The 17,404-nt window shown below is 61.0% G+C and carries 12 protein-coding genes; 3 read left to right on the plus strand and 9 right to left on the minus strand.

Annotated elements, in window-relative coordinates:
* The 4 genes from ACI7M0_RS01885 to rpsU form a co-directional block, all read right to left on the minus strand.
* Nucleotides 1–3,744: a bifunctional diguanylate cyclase/phosphodiesterase gene (locus ACI7M0_RS01885; protein WP_129932918.1), complete on the minus strand. Its 3,744-nt coding sequence runs from the start codon at nt 3,742–3,744 to the stop codon at nt 1–3.
* A 127-nt stretch (nt 3,745–3,871) separates the two neighbouring features.
* Entirely contained in the window at nt 3,872–5,722 is a 1,851-nt protein-coding gene (rpoD, locus tag ACI7M0_RS01890) for an RNA polymerase sigma factor RpoD (RefSeq protein ID WP_003255578.1), read from the minus strand.
* Nucleotides 5,723–5,789: 67 nt separating this feature from the next.
* Complete coding sequence (gene dnaG, locus ACI7M0_RS01895) at nt 5,790–7,772, minus strand: DNA primase (RefSeq protein WP_020190522.1); 1,983 nt, start codon at nt 7,770–7,772, stop codon at nt 5,790–5,792.
* A 304-nt stretch (nt 7,773–8,076) separates the two neighbouring features.
* Nucleotides 8,077–8,292 (minus strand): 30S ribosomal protein S21, encoded by a 216-nt coding sequence (gene rpsU, locus ACI7M0_RS01900; protein ID WP_003255575.1) that lies wholly within the window; start codon nt 8,290–8,292, stop codon nt 8,077–8,079.
* A 204-nt stretch (nt 8,293–8,496) separates the two neighbouring features.
* Between rpsU and tsaD the strand changes: the two genes are divergently transcribed.
* On the plus strand, nt 8,497–9,522 hold the full coding sequence (tsaD, locus tag ACI7M0_RS01905; protein ID WP_010951736.1) for a tRNA (adenosine(37)-N6)-threonylcarbamoyltransferase complex transferase subunit TsaD: 1,026 nt from the start codon (nt 8,497–8,499) through the stop codon (nt 9,520–9,522).
* A 17-nt stretch (nt 9,523–9,539) separates the two neighbouring features.
* Here the strand turns inward: tsaD and plsY are convergent, their stop codons facing one another.
* Entirely contained in the window at nt 9,540–10,109 is a 570-nt protein-coding gene (plsY, locus tag ACI7M0_RS01910) for a glycerol-3-phosphate 1-O-acyltransferase PlsY (protein ID WP_010951737.1), read from the minus strand.
* Between the two features lie 74 nt (nt 10,110–10,183).
* On the opposite strand from plsY, the gene folB reads away from it, so the two are divergent.
* Both folB and folK read left to right on the plus strand, forming a co-directional pair.
* Complete coding sequence (gene folB / locus ACI7M0_RS01915; RefSeq protein WP_004576188.1) at nt 10,184–10,540, plus strand: dihydroneopterin aldolase; 357 nt, start codon at nt 10,184–10,186, stop codon at nt 10,538–10,540.
* Nucleotides 10,531–11,040: a 2-amino-4-hydroxy-6-hydroxymethyldihydropteridine diphosphokinase gene (gene folK, locus ACI7M0_RS01920; RefSeq protein WP_003255569.1), complete on the plus strand. Its 510-nt coding sequence runs from the start codon at nt 10,531–10,533 to the stop codon at nt 11,038–11,040. The genes folB and folK overlap by 10 nt, the downstream gene beginning before the upstream one ends.
* Nucleotides 11,041–11,288: 248 nt before the next feature.
* Here folK and ACI7M0_RS01925 read toward each other — a convergent pair whose 3' ends face one another.
* The 4 genes from ACI7M0_RS01925 to ACI7M0_RS01940 form a co-directional block, all read right to left on the minus strand.
* Nucleotides 11,289–12,395, minus strand: coding sequence for a multifunctional CCA addition/repair protein (locus tag ACI7M0_RS01925; RefSeq protein ID WP_129932917.1), 1,107 nt, complete (start codon nt 12,393–12,395; stop codon nt 11,289–11,291).
* A 55-nt stretch (nt 12,396–12,450) separates the two neighbouring features.
* Complete coding sequence (locus ACI7M0_RS01930; RefSeq protein WP_129932916.1) at nt 12,451–14,019, minus strand: SpoVR family protein; 1,569 nt, start codon at nt 14,017–14,019, stop codon at nt 12,451–12,453.
* Nucleotides 14,016–15,287 carry a YeaH/YhbH family protein gene (locus ACI7M0_RS01935; protein WP_003255564.1) on the minus strand — a complete coding sequence of 424 codons (1,272 nt, stop codon included), beginning with the start codon at nt 15,285–15,287 and terminating at the stop codon, nt 14,016–14,018. The genes ACI7M0_RS01930 and ACI7M0_RS01935 overlap by 4 nt, the downstream gene beginning before the upstream one ends.
* Before the next feature lie 155 nt (nt 15,288–15,442).
* Nucleotides 15,443–17,365 carry a PrkA family serine protein kinase gene (locus ACI7M0_RS01940; protein WP_104960674.1) on the minus strand — a complete coding sequence of 641 codons (1,923 nt, stop codon included), beginning with the start codon at nt 17,363–17,365 and terminating at the stop codon, nt 15,443–15,445.
* Nucleotides 17,366–17,404: the final 39 nt, after the last annotated feature.

Below are 17,404 nucleotides of genomic sequence, written 5' to 3' on the forward strand. Positions count from 1 at the left end.
TTATAACGAGGGTTTCGCACCTGTGCCATCTGAAAGATCCGATAGTGCTATGCGAAGAAACGCGGCTGCGAATTCCTCTGGTGGTAGCGGGAGGCTGACGATGTAGCCCTGGATCTGCTCGCAGCCCTCGGCCGCCAGAAAACGTTGCTGGGCCTGGTTCTCCACGCCTTCGGCAATGATGGTCAACTGCATGCTGCGGCCCAGGGCAATGATCGCCCGGGCAATGGCGGCGTCGTGTGGATCGTCGGGCAGGCCGCGGATGAAGGACTTGTCGATCTTGAGGATGTCCAGCGGCAGGCGCTTTAGGTAGCTGAGCGAGGAATAGCCGGTGCCGAAGTCATCGATGGCCAGCTGTACGCCGAGTTTCTTCAGTTGGTACAGCACGGCCAGGGCCTCTTCTGCCTGGCTCATGATGAAGTTCTCGGTGATTTCCAACTGCAGGTCACCGGCCTTCAACTGATGGTGCTTGAGCAGTTGTTCGATGCGCCGTGCCAGGTGTGGGTGGCGCAGCTGGGCGCCGGCAAGGTTGATCGACAGCGGGCCGAAGGGTTGGTAGTGCTGCTTCCAGGCCTGCATCTGCCGGCAGGCTTGCTCCAGTACCCAGTCGCCGAGCTGCAGTATGGTGCCGTTCTCTTCCGCCAAGTGGATGAAGTGTTCCGGCGGTACCTCACCAAAGGTCGGGTGGCTCCAGCGGATCAGCGCTTCGGCACCCACCAGGCTCTGGGTCTTCAGGCTGAGCTTGGGCTGGAAGCACAGGCTCATTTCGTTGCGTTCGACGGCCCGGCGCAGCTCATGCTCCAGGGCGATGCGCTCGCTGGCCTGGGCGGTGAGGTCGCGGGTGTAGGCTTCGACGCGGTTGCGGCCTTTGGCCTTGGAGCGGTACATGGCAGCGTCGGCGTTGCGGATGAGTGTGGAGACGTCGGTGCCATCCTGTGGGTAAAGACTGATGCCGATGCTGGCGCTGGTGAAGAACTCATGCTCGCCGGCCTGGAACGGTGCGTTGAAGCAGGCCAGTAGTTTGTTGGCGATAGTGCTGGCGTCACTGGGCTTGTGCAAGCCGGGCAGCAGAATGATGAATTCGTCGCCACCCAGGCGGGCTACGGTGTCAACGTCGCGTACCTGCTCTTTCAGGCGCTGGGCGATGCCCTTGAGCAGCAGGTCGCCGACCGGGTGGCCAAGGCTGTCGTTGATGTGCTTGAAGCGGTCGAGGTCCAGGAACAGCACTGCGCCCTGGCGGTTGGACACCTGCGCACAGGTGAGTACGGCCTGTAGCCGGTTTTCGAACAAGGTGCGATTGGGCAGGCCGGTCAGCGGGTCGTGGTGGGCCTGATAGTCGAGTTTGGCCTGGGCGTGCTTGATGCTGGAAATGTCTGCAAAAACCGCCACGAAGTGGGTGATTTCGCGGTCGCTGTTGCGCACGGCGCTGATGGTCAGCCAGCTTGGGTAAAGTTCGCCGTTCTTGCGCTTGTTGTAGATTTCGCCCTGCCAGTGGCCCTCGGCGGTAAGCTGGTGCCACATGGCCAGGTAGAAAGCGCTGTCGTGCTGGCCAGAGGCGAGCAGGCGCGGGGTCTGGCCGAGGGCCTCGATCTCGCTGTAGCCGGTGATTTCGCTGAAGGCGCGGTTGACGGCACTGATGCGCTGGTCAATGTCGGTAATCAGCACCCCTTCGGCAGTGTTCTCGAACACAGTGGCGGCCAGCTGCAGTTTTTCTTGCATCAGGTGACGCTCGGTGATGTCGCGGGCGATGGTCAGCATGCAGTCAACGCCGGTAATCGGCAGGGGCCGGGCGGAGAGCTCGCACAGTCGGATCTGCCCGTCGCTGCGGCGGATATGACAGGTGAAGTCGCGCACGAAACCGTCGCGGTTGAGCTGGTCGACCAGGCGTTTGCGCTCGTTGAGGTCGACCCAGATACCCAGGTCCAGCGAGGTCTGGTCGATGGTTGGGTTGAGGTCGTAGCCGGTGAGGCGGCAGAAGCCTTCGTTCACCTCCAGCAGCAAACCGTCGCTCTGGCGCGACAGCAGCAGGCCGTCGGGCGAAGCGTGGAAAGCCTTTGCGAACTTTTCTTCCGAAGTTTGCAGCTGTTGCTGGGTCTCCTTGAGCTGGCTGATGTCGCGTACCGCCACTACCAGCGCGGGCGTGCCGTCCAGTTCGAAGGTTTCAGCCGAAGTCAGGCCGGTGAACAGTTGGCCGTTGCTGCGGCGGAAGCTCATTTCCAGGTTACGGATACCACCTTGGTGCAACCTTTCAAGCAGGACCGGGCCACTGCCCTCTACGCCCCACAGGTCAAGGTCGGTGGCAGTGCGGCCAATGACCTGGTCTGGGGGCAGTCCGATCTGCTCTTCGAAAGCCTCGTTCACCTCCAGCAGGCAGCCATCGCTGTGGCGAGCGATCAGCAAGATATCGGGGCACTGCTGGAATACCGAGGCGAACTTCTGTTCGGACAGGCGCAGGGCGTCCTCAGTGCGCTTGGTTTCGCTGATGTCGATCATCAGTCCGCGCATCACTGGCTGGTGGCCGTGCTCGATCATGCTGACGATGTTGCGTACCCAGAGGGGCTGACCGTCAGCCCGGATCACCCGGTAGTCCAGGCTGTGGTCGCGCCCCGCTGCGGTCTCGCTGTCGCAGTAGGCCTGGGCCCAGAGCGCGTCCTCCGGGTGCAGGATGCTGCGCCAGAAACCGGGCCTGAGCCAGTCACTCAATGGGTAGCCAAGCAGGTCTTCGGCATGGGGTGAAACGTAGCTGTAGGTGAAGTCGTTGGCATCGGCTTCCCAGGCGATCGCTGACAGGCTCTCGACCAGGCCACGGTAGTGGTATTCGCTGCTGCGCAGTTCTTGCTCAAGGGCGATGCGCCGGGAAATTTCCGAGCTGAGCCGGCGGTTGATGCGAATGACCACTGCCAGCACAGCCATCAGCAGCAGCACCGTTGGCAGGCCATACACCAGCAGGTCGGACCAGAACATCCGCTGGTCGACCACATTGCCCACCCAATGTTGCTGGATCTGGCTGATTTCGCTGCTGCTCATGTCGGCCATCACTTTGTCGAGGATGCCGACCAGCACGCTCTTGTCGCGGGGAACGGCCATCGCCAACTGGTAGCGGTAGGGCGTTTCGCCGCTGACGTAGAGGCCGTCGAGCTTGAGTTGGCGCAGGCTCCAGATACTGGAAGCGAGGTCGCCGACCACGGCATCCACTTGGTCGGTGGCCAGAGCTTGCAGCGTGGAGCTGACGTTTGGCAGGGCAACCAGGTTGAGGTCCGGGTGGTGGGTACGCAGCAACTCGTGCGGGGCGTAGTTCTCGACCACGGCAATTTTCAGGCCGTACAGGTCAGCCAGCTTGCGCGGTTGTGCGCCGCCTTTGTGCGCGAGGATGACAATGGGGAAGTCGAGGTACGGGCGAGTGAAAGCCAGGAAGCCCTGGCGTTCGGGGGTGGACATGATGCCGGGCAGCAGGTCGATACGGCTTTCCCGCGCCTGCGCCAGCACCTCGGTCCAGCTGCTGGGTTCGACCGGTTTGAACGTCACGCCCAGGCGCTGCTGGATCATGGCGATGTAGTCGGCGGCCAATCCCTGGTACCGGCCCTCCTGGTCGCGAAACTCGAACGGTGGCCAAGAGGCGTCTACGCCCAGTTTCAGCTGCGGGTGGGCAGCCAGCCAGGCGTTCTCCTCATCTGTCAGGGTCAGGGCGCCGGCCGTTGTGTTCCACAAAATCAGGATCAGCAACAGAATGGCCGGCTTCAAGGACATGGCAGCCTCGCACTCAGGTGGTCTGAAGTCGAGTGTAGACGGGCATTGCCGCAGGTGTGCAACGGAAGGCGGGCTTTATGTCACGGGCCACTAAAGAAAAACCCCGGCCTGGGCCGGGGTTTTGTCATCACTCGTCGAGGAAGGAGCGCAGGTGCTCGCTGCGAGTCGGGTGGCGCAGCTTGCGCAACGCCTTCGCTTCGATCTGACGGATCCGCTCACGCGTTACGTCAAACTGCTTGCCCACCTCTTCGAGGGTGTGGTCGGTGTTCATGTCGATACCGAAACGCATGCGCAGCACCTTGGCTTCGCGTGCAGTCAGGCCCGAGAGCACGTCACGGGTGGCTTCCTTGAGGCTTTCGACCGTGGCCACGTCGATCGGGGACTGCATGGTCGAGTCCTCGATGAAGTCGCCCAGGTGCGAATCTTCGTCGTCACCGATCGGGGTTTCCATGGAGATCGGCTCTTTGGCGATCTTCAATACCTTGCGGATTTTGTCCTCAGGCATTTCCATGCGCTCGCCAAGCTCTTCCGGAGTCGGTTCGCGACCCATTTCCTGCAGCATCTGGCGGGAAATACGGTTGAGCTTGTTGATCGTCTCGATCATGTGCACCGGAATGCGGATGGTGCGTGCCTGGTCGGCGATCGAACGGGTGATCGCCTGACGGATCCACCAGGTGGCATAGGTCGAGAACTTGTAGCCGCGACGGTATTCGAACTTGTCCACCGCCTTCATCAGACCGATGTTGCCTTCCTGGATCAGGTCGAGGAACTGCAGGCCACGGTTGGTGTACTTCTTGGCGATGGAAATCACCAGACGCAGGTTCGCCTCGACCATTTCTTTCTTGGCGCGGCGGGCCTTGGCTTCACCGATCGACATGCGACGGTTGATTTCCTTGATCTCGGCAACGGTCAGGCCGGTTTCGGTCTCAAGGTCGATCAGCTTCTGTTGGCAAGCGACGATGGCAGCGTTCTTTTCACCCAGGGCGGCAGCCCACTTGGTGTTGCGCTTGGCCAGGTCACCGCTCCAGGTCTGGTCGGTTTCGTTGCTTGGGAACATGCGCAGGAAGTCAGCTCGCGGCATGCGGGCGTCACGTACGCACAGCTGCATGATGGCGCGTTCTTGCTGTCGCAGACGGTTCAGGGCGTCACGGACACGCTCGACCAGTACCTCGAACTGCTTCGGTACCAGCTTGATCGGCATGAACAGGTCGGCCAGGGCCTGCAGGGCCTCGATGCTTTCCTTGTGGTTGCGACCATTTTTCTTCAGGACCTTGGAGGTTGCCTGAAGCTGATCGGAGACCGCACCGAAGCGTTGGGCTGCGACGACCGGATCCGGGCCGCTCTCGGCCTCTTCCTCGTCGTCACCGCTTTCGGATTCTTCTTCGTCGTCGTCGGACTCTTCCTTCGCCGCGGCGGCCTTGGCGCCTGGGATCGGCACTTCTTCGGTTGGCGCGGCAATGTTGTCGTCAGGGTCGATGTAACCGCTGAGAACGTCCGACAGGCGGCCACCCTCGGTGGTGACGCGGTCGTATTCGCCGAGAATGTAGTCGACAGTGCCCGGGAAGTGGGCGATAGCGCCCATGACTTCACGAATGCCTTCCTCGATACGCTTGGCGATTTCGATCTCGCCTTCGCGGGTCAGCAGCTCGACAGTACCCATTTCGCGCATGTACATGCGCACCGGGTCGGTCGTGCGGCCGATATCGGTTTCAACTGCCGCCAATGCAGCAGCGGCTTCTTCGGCCGCGGCTTCATCGGTGTCGGCTTCCGCCAACAGAAGGGCATCCGCATCCGGAGCACTCTCGAATACGTTGATCCCCATGTCGTTGATCATGCGGATGATGTCTTCCACCTGTTCCGGATCTGAAATATCCTCAGGCAGGTGGTCGTTGACCTCCGCGTAAGTCAGGTAGCCCTGCTCACGACCGCGGGTGATCAACTCTTTGATACGAGACTGCTGTTGCGCTTTTCCGGACATAACACCCTATCCACTGAAGGTCTTGGCGGGCAAAAAACAAGCCGAGGATTATACCCGAGCATGGGCCTCACGCGCCAGATGAGGTCGGCGTTTGTGCGGGAACATTTCGACTCAGCAGGGCGAGGAGCTGGGTTTTTTCCTCGCTGGTCAATTCGCTTTGACGTGATTTCCTGAGCAGTTGTTCCAGGCTGCGCTCGCGTTGGCGGGCGGACAAGCTAGTTATAGTGTCGAAAAACTGTTGTTCAAGGTTGTCGGCCACGATAAGCCATTCCTTTTCCGCCAGAGCCCGTAGCAGGCGGCCCTGTTCGGTGCCATGCCAACGTGCGATCAACTGCATTGAGCTTAGCCCAGGATTTTTCTGCGCGGCTTCGATCAATGCCACCAGCAGCTGGCTGTACAGGTGTTCTTCGTCGGCGAAGTGGCTGGCATCTTCCACCTTGCCGGCCAGCAGTGGGTGGTGCAGCAGGGTGCGTAGGGCGGCCAGCGTGGGCGGCTCGACCGGCGCTGGCACGCGGGGAGGCGCTTCGTCGCGTTGCTGCCAGGGCTTGCCGCCCTTGCGGTTCTTGTCCCAGGGTTTGTCGCTCCACGGCTTCTTGCTGCCCCCCTTGTTGGGTTTCCACGCCTGTTCCTGATGAACGGGGGCATAGTCGTGCTGCGGCATGTCGCCGTAGTCGGGGGTGTAGCTGGCCATGGCGTCGTAATCGTAGCCAGGGTCGTAGTCCGGCATGCTGCCGGTCGCAGGCGCTTGTTGCGCCAGCTGCTCGACCTGCTGCGGGTCGAGGCCGGTGATTTCCTTCAGGCGGTTGCGCATCAGCTGACGCAGGTTGGCGCCGGGGATCTTTTCGATCAACGGTGCGGCCAAGGTCGCCATATGCGCCTTGCCTTCCAGCGAGCGCGGGTCGGCTTCTACGCCAAGTTGCTCGAAGAAGTAGTCGGCCAGCGGTTGGGAATGCTGGTTGATACGGGCCATGAAGGCGTCGGTACCTTCGGCGCGCACCAGGCTGTCCGGGTCTTCGCCTTCGGGCAGGAACAGGAAGCGCGCGCGACGGCCGTCCTGAAGGTTCGACAATGTCGATTCCAGTGCGCGCCAGGCGGCCTTGCGCCCGGCCTGGTCGCCGTCAAAACAGAACAGCACGCTGGGCACCACGCGGAACAGGCGCTTGAGGTGCTCTTCGCTGGTGGCGGTGCCAAGGGTGGCCACGGCATTGCGCAGGCCTTGCTGGGCCAGGGCGATGACGTCCATGTAGCCCTCGACGACGATGATCTCGTCGAGGTTGCGGTTGTGCTTGCGCGCCTCGTACAGCCCGTACAGCTCCTGCCCCTTGTGGAACACCGGGGTTTCCGGGGAGTTCAGGTACTTGGGCTTGTCGTCGCCGAGCACCCGGCCACCGAAGGCGATGATGCGCCCGCGGCTGTCACGTATCGGGAACATCACCCGGTCGCGGAAGCGGTCGTAGCGCTTGCCGCTCTCGGCGTTCTCGATCAGCAGGCCGGCATCGATCATCACCTTCTGCTGCAGGGTGTCGGCACCCAGGTGCTTGAGCAGGTTGTCCCAGCCGGGCGGGGCAAAGCCCAGGCCGAAGTCGCGGGCAATTTCCCCGGACAGGCCGCGGCCCTTGAGGTAGTCCACCGCTGCCTTGCGGGACGGGTGGCTGCGCAGGGCCTGGCGGTAGAACTCCGAGGCGGCGTCCAGTAGCGGGTACAGTGGCGAGTCAGTGGGCTGGCGCGGCTTCTGGTCGCGGCGGCCTTGCTCGCGGGGCACTTCCATGCCGGCGGCGCGGGCCAGTTCCTCGACGGCCTGGGGGAAGTCCAGGTTGTCGTGGTCCATGACAAAGCCCAAGGCGTTGCCACCGGCGCCACAGCCGAAGCAGTAGTAGAACTGCTTGTCGGGGCTGACCGTGAAGGACGGGGTTTTTTCTTTGTGGAACGGGCAGCAGGCGGAGTAGTTCTTGCCGGTTTTTTTCAGCTGGACGCGCGAACTCACCACGTCGACGATGTCGAGGCGGTTGATCAGGTCGTCAATGAAACTCTGGGGAATCAGCCCGGCCATGGCAGTCTCGTTATCTGGCAACTGGCAAGTCTAATCGCTCACGCGCCGAAGGGGGCGAGTGCTGCTTGGGGAAGTGCGAGGGAATGTGTGCTCGTCGCCAGCCCCTAAGGGCTCGTCAGTCGGACGTGCACGTCTGGTCATACAGCAAGGAGGACCAGCTCTGACGTTTCAGGCAGGTTGCCCATGATGCAGTTCGCATGAAGCTTGTGCAGGGCCTTGAGCTAGCTGCTCAAGTTTGAAACGACCACTGCCATCGCCCGGGGGTTAGCCGGGCAGGGCAGAAGCTTTGCGTTGAACGCCTGTATTAGTACAGACGAACGGCGCGGCGCTGTTCGCGCTGAACTTTCTTGGCGTGACGCTTAACAGCAGCAGCTGCTTTGCGCTTACGCTCTGCGGTCGGCTTCTCGTAAAACTCGCGGCTACGAACTTCAGCCAGTACACCGGCTTTTTCGCAGGAGCGCTTGAAACGACGCAGAGCTACGTCGAAGGGTTCGTTCTCTTTAACTTTGACGGCTGGCATCCAGGGCTACCTTAATTCATTACCGGGGTAGACGTGCTCCTGGCAAAACAAAGGTGTGCTGGAGAACGTCGGTTTTCAAGGGTTGCGGATGTTAACCCTTAGCAAGCCGGAATGCAAAGCCTCTGATCGAAAACCGCTGGTCGGCACCCGACACGGGGACTATCATGCGCGGCTTCGAATTCAGCCCCCACAAGGGACGAGCCCATGCTAGTACTGGGATTGGAAACATCCTGCGACGAAACCGGCGTCGCATTATACGACAGTGAACGCGGTTTGTTGGCCGACGCACTGTTCAGCCAGATCGACCTGCACCGCGTCTTCGGCGGCGTGGTGCCCGAGCTTGCCTCGCGTGATCACGTCAAGCGCATGCTGCCGCTCATCCGCCAGGTGCTGGACGAGGCAGGCTGCGTTGCCACCGAAATCGACGCCATCGCCTACACCGCGGGCCCCGGCCTGGTCGGCGCCTTGCTGGTGGGCGCTTCCTGCGCCCAGGCGCTGGCCTTTGCCTGGGACATCCCGGCGATCGGTGTGCACCACATGGAGGGTCACTTGCTGGCACCCATGCTGGAAGAAAACCCGCCCGAGTTTCCGTTCGTCGCTTTGTTGGTTTCCGGTGGCCATACCCAGCTGGTTCGGGTCGATGGCATCGGTCAGTACGAACTGTTGGGCGAAAGCCTGGACGATGCTGCCGGTGAAGCGTTCGACAAGACCGCCAAGCTGATCGGCCTCAATTACCCGGGCGGTCCGGAAATCGCGCGTCTGGCCGAGCAAGGTGTGCCTGGGCGCTTCGTGTTCCCGCGGCCAATGACCGATCGGCCAGGCCTGGAATTCAGCTTCAGTGGCCTCAAGACCTTCGCCCTGAACACCTGGCAGCAATGCAAGAATGCTGGCGACGACAGTGAGCAAACCCGTTGCGACCTGTCCCTGGCATTCCAGCAGGCGGTGGTGGAGACTTTGACCATCAAGTGCAAGCGGGCGCTCAAGCAGACCGGCCTCAAGCGGCTGGTCATCGCGGGTGGCGTGAGTGCCAACAAGGCCCTGCGCGCGTCTCTGGAGGACATGCTCGGTAGCATCAAGGGCAACGTGTACTACGCGCGCCCGCAATTCTGTACCGACAATGGTGCGATGATCGCCTACGCCGGTTGCCAGCGCCTGCTGGCCGGGCAGCAGCAAGACCTGGCGATCAGCGTGCAGGCACGCTGGCCGATGGAACAGTTGCCGCCGCTGTAAGGTAGCGCGTCGAAGGTTCAGAAGTGCCGTTCGCGCCCTGCAAACAGGTCGCGCAGGTTGTTGCGGTGGCGCCACACGATCATCACTGTCAGTACGCTGATCGGCAGCAGGGCCTCGGGCTCGCGCCAGGCCAGCAATGGCAAGGTGAGTGGCGTGGCAATCAGTGCGGCCAGTGAGCTGGTGCGCGTGAGGTAGAAGGTCAGCAGCCAGGCGCCGATGGCCAGCAGCGCGGCCGGAAAGTACAGGGCCATGAGCATGCCGGCAGCCGTCGCCACGCCCTTGCCGCCCTTGAAACGGAAGTACAGGGGGAACAGGTGGCCCAGCACTGCGCATATGCCCACCCAGGCCTGCGCGTGCAGGTCCAGCCCGGCAGCGCGGGCGAGCAATACCGGCAAAAGGCCCTTGCACAGGTCGCCTAGCAGGGTCAGGATCGCCAGTTTACGGCCTGCCAGGCGTAGCATGTTGGTGGCGCCGGCATTGCCTGAGCCGCTGGAACGCGGGTCCGGGCTGCCCGAGAGGCGGCTGAGAACAATGGCGAAGGACAGCGAGCCGAGCAGGTAGGCGAGCAACGCCAGTAACCAAAACATGCTAACTATTCCGGGCGAGGACGCCCTGATTCTAACGGCGCCAGTCGCCCTTGTCGTGCTGTGGAGAGAAGTGCTTGGACAGAGTGTTCATCGAAGGCCTGGAAGTCGATACCGTCATCGGTGCCTATGACTGGGAGCGGGATATTCGCCAGTGCTTGCGCCTGGACCTGAGCTTTGCCTGGGACAACCGCCCGGCCGCCGCCGGAGACGACCTGAACCTGGCGCTGGATTACGCCAGTGTGTCGGCGCGCATCCAGGCGTTTGCCGAACAGGCCCGTTTCGAACTGGTTGAGACATTTGCCGAGCGCCTGGTGGCAACCCTGATGGACGAGTTCCACATCCCTTGGGTGCGCTTGAAGCTGACCAAGCCGGGCGCGGTGCCGGCGGCCCGTGGTGGTGTTGGCGTGGAGATCGAGCGCGGATGTCTCTGAGCACGGTTTACCTGGGGCTGGGCAGCAACATCGACCGTGAGGCGCATTTGTGCGCCGGGCTCGATGCGTTGGCTGGCATCCTGACTGACATGCGCTGTTCGCCGGCCTTCGAAAGCCAGGCGGTGGGCATCAAGAGCGGGCCGTTCATCAACTTCGTGGTGACGGGGCAAACCGCGTTGCCGTTGATCGAGCTGGACCGCCGGCTGAAGTTCATCGAGGCCGACAATGGCCGCTATGCACCTGATCGCAAGGGGCTGCCGCTGGATATCGACGTGCTGATGTATGACGATTTGCACGGTACCTTCGATGGGCTGGTACTGCCCCGGGCCGAGATTCTGAAGAACGCTTTTGTGCTGTGGCCGCTGTCGTTGCTGGCACCCGACCTGGTGCATCCGGGTGTGGGCAAGCGCATGGCGCAGCTATGGCAGGAAGCGCAGATTGATCAGGTACTGGCCCCGGTGGCCTTTGAGTGGCGCGGGTTACAGTTGACGCCCGCTTGAGCCTGTATCGGCCTCTTCGCGGGTAAACCCGCTCCTACAACGGGCTGAGCCCAACCTCTGATGTGTGCCCCCTGTAGGAGCGGGTTTACCCGCGAATACTGTGGCGGCTGCGACGGTGAACCGCGGGTGGAAATTGGCCAGCAGGTCCGGCCCTTTCGCGGGTAAACCCGCTCCTACGACGGGCTGAGCCCAACCTCTGATGTGTGCCCCCCGTAGGAGCGGGTTTACCCGCGAAGAGGCCGGTAGGTCTAACCGCGCTGGTAAGCCTCGAGCGCTTTCAGCCGTTCACCTTTGAGTGCTTCGCCAAGAGCCTGACCCGTCAGCCCGGCTTGCACCAACGGCTTCACATCCACCGCTCGCGCCGCCGCTGCTGCGCCTCGCAGGTAATCGGCCTGTGGGTAACCCTGCTCGCCATCGCCCCGCGCCGCCATCTCGCAAACGGCCAAAAAATCCTCAAATCGCTGCGGCCGTCGGTAAACATCGAACTTCTGCAACAGCTCCAGCAGTGCTGTGGCAGGCAGTTCGAGCGCCTGATTACCCTGCGCCAGGCATTCCCCGGCCAGCATGGCCAGTTCCTGGCACTCTCGCGGTGCCTTCAGGCGCTGGTTGACGGCTTTGATCGATGTCGGTGGCAACCCTCGCAACAGGCAGGCCCAGCGCACGTGCAGCGGTTGTTCGTGCACCGCCGCCTGCTCCAGCGCCGCCAATGTCCGGGAGCCGTCATCGAGCTCAGGCAGCAGCTCTTGCAGGGCCCCACACGCGCTCAGCACCTTGAAGAATACCTGCGGTTGCACTTCCATCAGCGCGCGCTCGATTTCCTTCCAGCTGCGCTCGGCAGTGAGTGCCTGCAGTTCGCCCGAGGCACTGATCTGGCGCATCAGCGCCAAGGTTTCATCGGCAACCCGGAACCCCAGTGGTGCGTAACGGGCAGCAAAGCGTGCAACGCGCAGCACCCGCAAAGGATCTTCGGCGAATGCCGGGGAAACATGGCGTAGCAGGCGTTGATCCAGATCGCTCTTGCCTTGGTAGGGGTCGTAGACCGTGCCCGCCTCATCCTCGGCCATCGCATTGATGGTGAGGTCGCGGCGGATCAGGTCCTCTTCCAGGGTTACGTCGGGGCTGGCGTGAAAAGTGAACCCGCCGTAGCCTCGCCCACTCTTGCGCTCGGTGCGCGCCAGGGCGTATTCCTCACCGGTTTTCGGGTGCAGGAACACCGGGAAATCGGCTCCCACCGGCCGATAGCCCTTTGCTAGCATTTCTTCGACGGTGGCGCCCACCACCAGCCAGTCGATATCGCTGACAGGGCGGCCGAGCAAACGGTCGCGCACGGCGCCGCCAACTTTGTAGATGTGCATGTGCAGCTCTCCATAACTGCCGACAGGATAACCCGTCGGCGGTCATGGGGTCGCATCAGAGGTGGTGGATAACAGCCAGGTCCATGCGGCCGTAGTCGGCGCTTTCGCTATGCTCGCCGCGCGGCGGCATGTGGTGAGTACTCATCACTTGCTCGCCTTGCACGGTCTCCAGGTGGATATCGAAGCCCCACAGGCGATGCAGGTGCTTGAGCACTTCGTCGGTCGAGTCGCCCAGCGGTTTACGGTTGTGTTGCTGGTGTCGCAGGGTCAGCGAGCGGTCTCCGCGGCGGTCGACGCTCCAGATCTGTACGTTCGGTTCACGGTTGCCCAGGTTGTACTGCGCTGCCAGCTGCTCCCGAATCACCCGGTAGCCGGCCTCATCATGGATGGCGGGCACCAGCAGGTCGTCGCGCTGGTCGTCATCGAGGATGCTGAACAGCTTGAGGTCGCGCATCACCTTGGGCGACAGGTACTGCAGGATGAAGCTCTCGTCCTTGAAGCTGCTCATGGCGAACTTGACGGTAGAAAGCCAGTCGCTGCCGGCAATTTCGGGGAACCAGTGGCGATCTTCCTCGGTGGGGTTTTCGCACATGCGGCGGATGTCGGTGTACATCGCAAAACCCAGTGCGTAGGGGTTGATGCCGCTGTAGTACGGGCTGTCGAAGCCGGGCTGGAACACCACGCTGGTGTGCGACTGCAAGAACTCCATCATGAAGCCTTCGGTAATCAGCCCTTCGTCGTACAGGTCGTTCATCAGGGTGTAGTGCCAGAAGGTTGCCCAACCTTCGTTCATGACCTGGGTCTGGCGCTGCGGGTAGAAGTACTGGGCGATCTTGCGCACGATGCGCACTACTTCACGCTGCCAGGGTTCGAGCAGCGGGGCGTTCTTCTCGATGAAATACAGGATGTTTTCCTGCGGTTCGGCGGGGAAGCGCCCCTCATCGCGGTCGTTACCCTTTTCAGCGTTTTTCGGAATTGTCCGCCAAAGGTCGTTGATCTGACGCTGAAGATGCTCTTCGCGCTCCTGTTGCCGGCGCCGCTCTTCTTCCGCAGAAATAGGGTAAGGCCGCTTGTAGCGGTCGACACCGTAGTTCATCAGGGCATGGCAGGAGTCGATCAAGTCCTCCACAGCATCGATACCGTGGCGCTCTTCGCACTGGGCAATGTACTGCTTGGCGAACACCAGATAATCGATGATCGAACTGGCGTCAGTCCAGGTGCGGAACAGGTAATTGCCTTTGAAAAAACTGTTATGGCCGTAGCACGCGTGCGCAATCACCAGTGCCTGCATGCACATGGTGTTTTCTTCCATCAGGTAGGCGATACAAGGGTCGGAGTTGATCACGATCTCGTAGGCCAGGCCCATCTGGCCGCGGCTGTAAGACTTTTCCGTACTGAGAAACTGCTTGCCGTAGGACCAGTGGTGGTAGCCCAGCGGCATGCCGACCGAGGCGTAGGCGTCCATCATCTGTTCGGCAGTGATGACCTCGATCTGGTTGGGGTAGGTGTCCAGGGCGTAACGCTCGGCCAAGCGGCTGATTTCCCGGTCATAGGTCTGGATCAGCTCGAACGTCCACTCGGACCCAGTGGAAATGGGTTGGCGTCTCTGTGCTCTGGCGGTCATGTGGCTAACCTGCGCTGGAAGAGTTCACGGAAGACCGGGTAGATGTCGCCGGCCGATACCAACTGCTGCTGGGCGAACGTGTCGGGGAAAGCATCTCCGATACGCTCGTATTCATACCACAGCGCCTGGTGTTCACGGGGGGTGATCTCAACGTAAGTGTAGTACTGCACATGCGGCATGATCTGTTTGGAGAGGATGTCGCGGCAGATGGGCGAGTCGTCGTTCCAGTTGTCGCCATCAGAAGCCTGCGCGGCATAGATGTTCCAGTCGCTGGCCGGGTAACGCTCGGCCATGATCTCCTGCATCAGCTTGAGGGCACTGGAGACGATGGTGCCGCCGGTTTCCCGCGAGTAGAAGAACTCTTCTTCATCGACTTCCCGGGCACTGGTGTGGTGGCGAATGAATACGACTTCGATGCGCTCGTAGTTACGCTTGAGGAACAGGTACAGCAGGATGAAGAAGCGCTTTGCGATGTCCTTGGTGGCCTGGGTCATCGAACCGGATACGTCCATCAGGCAGAACATCACTGCCTTCGAGCTGGGGTTGGGTTGCTTGACCAGCAGGTTGTACTTGAGGTCGAAGGTGTCGAGGAAGGGCAGGCGGTTGATACGTGCCTTCAGGCGCTCGATTTCCTGTTCGACTTCCTGGATATCGGTGAAATTGTCCGGCTCTTCGACCCGCAGGCGATCGAGTTCCTTTTGTGCTTCGCGCAGCAGGGCGCGGCTGCTGCCGGTCAGGGCGATACGCCGGGCATGGGCCGAGCGCAGGGTGCGCACGATGTTGATGCGTGACGGGTTGCCTTCGTTGGCGATGCCGGCGCGAACAGTCTTGAAGGTGTCGGCGCCAGTCAGGTGACGTTTGACCAGGTTGGGTAGCTCAAGGTCTTCGAACATGAATTCGAGAAATTCTTCCTGGGTGATCTGGAAGACGAACTCGTCCATGCCCTCGCCGGAATTGCCGGCCTTGCCGCGACCGCCGCCACCTCCACCGCCTTGCGGCCGTGGGATGTGTTCACCGGCAGTGAATTCTTTGTTGCCAGGATGCACGATGGTCTGTTTGCCCCCGCGACCATGGTGCAAGACCGGTTCGTCGATGTCGCGCCCGGGAATACTGATCTGCTCGCCATGTTCCATATCCATGATGGAACGGCGGCTCACCGCCTCTTCGACGGCCTTCTTGATATGTTCGCGGTACCGCCGCAGGAAGCGCTGGCGGTTGACCGTGCTCTTGTTCTTGCCGTTCAGGCGTCGGTCTATAACGTAGCTCATGGTCCCTCCGGTGACTGGATGCAGCTGCAACCCACAAGCTGCAAGCCACAAGCTTCAAGCTGCAAGAAAGAGCAGCCACCGCCGCTGCAAGCTGTGACGCGGGCAGCAATGCCAACGCCAGGCAGCTTGCAGCTTGCGGCTCGTAGCTTGCCGCTTTATTGCGATTTCCTGACCCGCAGGTACCATTCCGACAGCAGGCGCACCTGTTTGTCGGTATAGCCACGCTCCACCATCCGGGTGACGAAGTCGTTGTGTTTCTTCTGGTCCTCTTTGCTGGCCTTGGCGTTGAAGCTGATGACCGGCAGCAGGTCTTCGGTGTTGGAGAACATTTTCTTCTCGATCACGACCCGCAGCTTTTCATAGCTCAGCCAGCTTGGATTCTTGCCATTGTTGTTGGCGCGTGCGCGCAGTACGAAGTTGACGATCTCGTTGCGGAAGTCTTTCGGGTTGCTGATGCCAGCCGGTTTCTCGATCTTCTCCAGTTCCTCGTTGAGCGCAATGCGGTTGAGAATTTCGCCGGTTTCCGGGTCGCGGTATTCCTGATCCTGGATCCAGAAATCTGCATACAGCACGTAGCGGTCGAAGATGTTCTGGCCGTATTCGCTGTAGGACTCCAGGTAGGCGGTCTGGATTTCCTTGCCGATAAACTCGATGTAGCGCGGAGCCAGGTATTCCTTCAGGTAGCGCAGATAGCGTTCACGCACTTCAGCCGGGAATTGCTCCTGTTCGATCTGCTGTTCGAGGACATACAGCAGGTGCACCGGGTTGGCGGCAATTTCGTGTGGGTCGAAGTTGAACACCTTGGACAGGATCTTGAAGGCGAAGCGAGTCGACAGGCCGTTCATGCCTTCGTCGACACCCGCAGAGTCCCGGTATTCCTGGATCGACTTGGCCTTTGGATCGGTGTCCTTGAGGTTTTCCCCATCGTAAACGCGCATCTTGGAATAGATATTGGAGTTCTCGGGCTCTTTCAGGCGCGAAAGCACAGTGAACTGAGCCAGCATCTTGAGCGTATCTGGCGCACAGTGGGCCTTGGATAGCGAGCTGTTGATCAGCAGTTTGTCGTAGATCTTGATTTCATCGCTGACCCGCAGGCAGTACGGCACCTTGACGATATAGATCCTGTCGATGAACGCTTCGTTGTTCTTGTTGTTACGGAAGGTGTGCCACTCCGATTCGTTGGAGTGCGCCAGCAGAATACCGGTATAGGGGATCGCTCCAAGGCCTTCGGTACTGTTGTAGTTGCCTTCCTGGGTGGCGGTGAGCAAGGGGTGCAGGACCTTGATCGGCGCCTTGAACATTTCGACGAATTCCATCAGGCCCTGGTTGGCCCGGCACAGCGCGCCCGAGTAGCTATAGGCGTCGGCGTCGTTCTGTGGGTATTCCTCAAGTTTGCGGATATCGACCTTGCCGACCAGGGCCGAGATGTCCTGGTTGTTTTCATCGCCGGGTTCGGTCTTGGCAATGGCGATCTGGTTAAGAATCGACGGGTACAGCTTCACCACCTTGAACTTGGAGATGTCACCGCCAAACTCCTGCAGGCGCTTGGTGGCCCAAGGCGACATGATGGTGTTGAGGTAGCGCCGTGGGATGCCGAACTCTTCCTCGAGGATGGCCCCATCTTCGGTGGCATTGAACAAGCCCAGAGGTGACTCGAATACCGGCGAGCCCTTGATCGCGTAGAAGGGCACCTTTTCCATCAGTTGCTTGAGTTTTTCCGCCAGCGAGGACTTGCCGCCGCCTACCGGGCCCAGCAGATAGAGGATCTGTTTCTTCTCTTCCAGGCCTTGGGCGGCGTGGCGGAAGTACGACACGATCTGGTCGATGCACTCTTCCATGCCATGGAAGTCGGCAAAGGCCGGATAGCGGCGGATAACCTTGTTGGAGAAGATGCGCGACAGCCTGGAGTTGGTAGAGGTGTCGATCAGCTCTGGCTCACCGATGGCCAGCAACAGCCGTTCGGCCGCCGATGCGTAGGCACTGCGATCCTCTTTGCACAGCTCGAGGTACTCCTGCAGCGAGAGTTCTTCCTGGCGCGTAGACTCGAAACGTTGTTGGAAGTGGCTAAAAATACTCATGACGTCACCTCGCTCGATACGTGGAGACGACGCCGGATC

The organism is Pseudomonas sp. 10(2024), assembly GCF_045164175.1.
GTDB lineage: Bacteria > Pseudomonadota > Gammaproteobacteria > Pseudomonadales > Pseudomonadaceae > Aquipseudomonas > Aquipseudomonas alloputida.

Excerpts from the sequence above, each read along its gene's own strand:
- ACI7M0_RS01885 (WP_129932918.1), bottom strand. The coding sequence starts at position 3,744 with ATGTCCTTGAAGCCGGCCATTCTGTTGCTGATCCTGATTTTGTGGAAC.
- rpoD (WP_003255578.1), bottom strand. The coding sequence starts at position 5,722 with ATGTCCGGAAAAGCGCAACAGCAGTCTCGTATCAAAGAGTTGATCACC.
- dnaG (WP_020190522.1), bottom strand. The coding sequence starts at position 7,772 with ATGGCCGGGCTGATTCCCCAGAGTTTCATTGACGACCTGATCAACCGC.
- rpsU (WP_003255575.1), bottom strand. The coding sequence starts at position 8,292 with ATGCCAGCCGTCAAAGTTAAAGAGAACGAACCCTTCGACGTAGCTCTG.
- tsaD (WP_010951736.1), top strand. The coding sequence starts at position 8,497 with ATGCTAGTACTGGGATTGGAAACATCCTGCGACGAAACCGGCGTCGCA.
- plsY (WP_010951737.1), bottom strand. The coding sequence starts at position 10,109 with ATGTTTTGGTTACTGGCGTTGCTCGCCTACCTGCTCGGCTCGCTGTCC.
- folK (WP_003255569.1), top strand. The coding sequence starts at position 10,531 with ATGTCTCTGAGCACGGTTTACCTGGGGCTGGGCAGCAACATCGACCGT.
- ACI7M0_RS01925 (WP_129932917.1), bottom strand. The coding sequence starts at position 12,395 with ATGCACATCTACAAAGTTGGCGGCGCCGTGCGCGACCGTTTGCTCGGC.
- ACI7M0_RS01930 (WP_129932916.1), bottom strand. The coding sequence starts at position 14,019 with ATGACCGCCAGAGCACAGAGACGCCAACCCATTTCCACTGGGTCCGAG.
- ACI7M0_RS01935 (WP_003255564.1), bottom strand. The coding sequence starts at position 15,287 with ATGAGCTACGTTATAGACCGACGCCTGAACGGCAAGAACAAGAGCACG.
- ACI7M0_RS01940 (WP_104960674.1), bottom strand. The coding sequence starts at position 17,365 with ATGAGTATTTTTAGCCACTTCCAACAACGTTTCGAGTCTACGCGCCAG.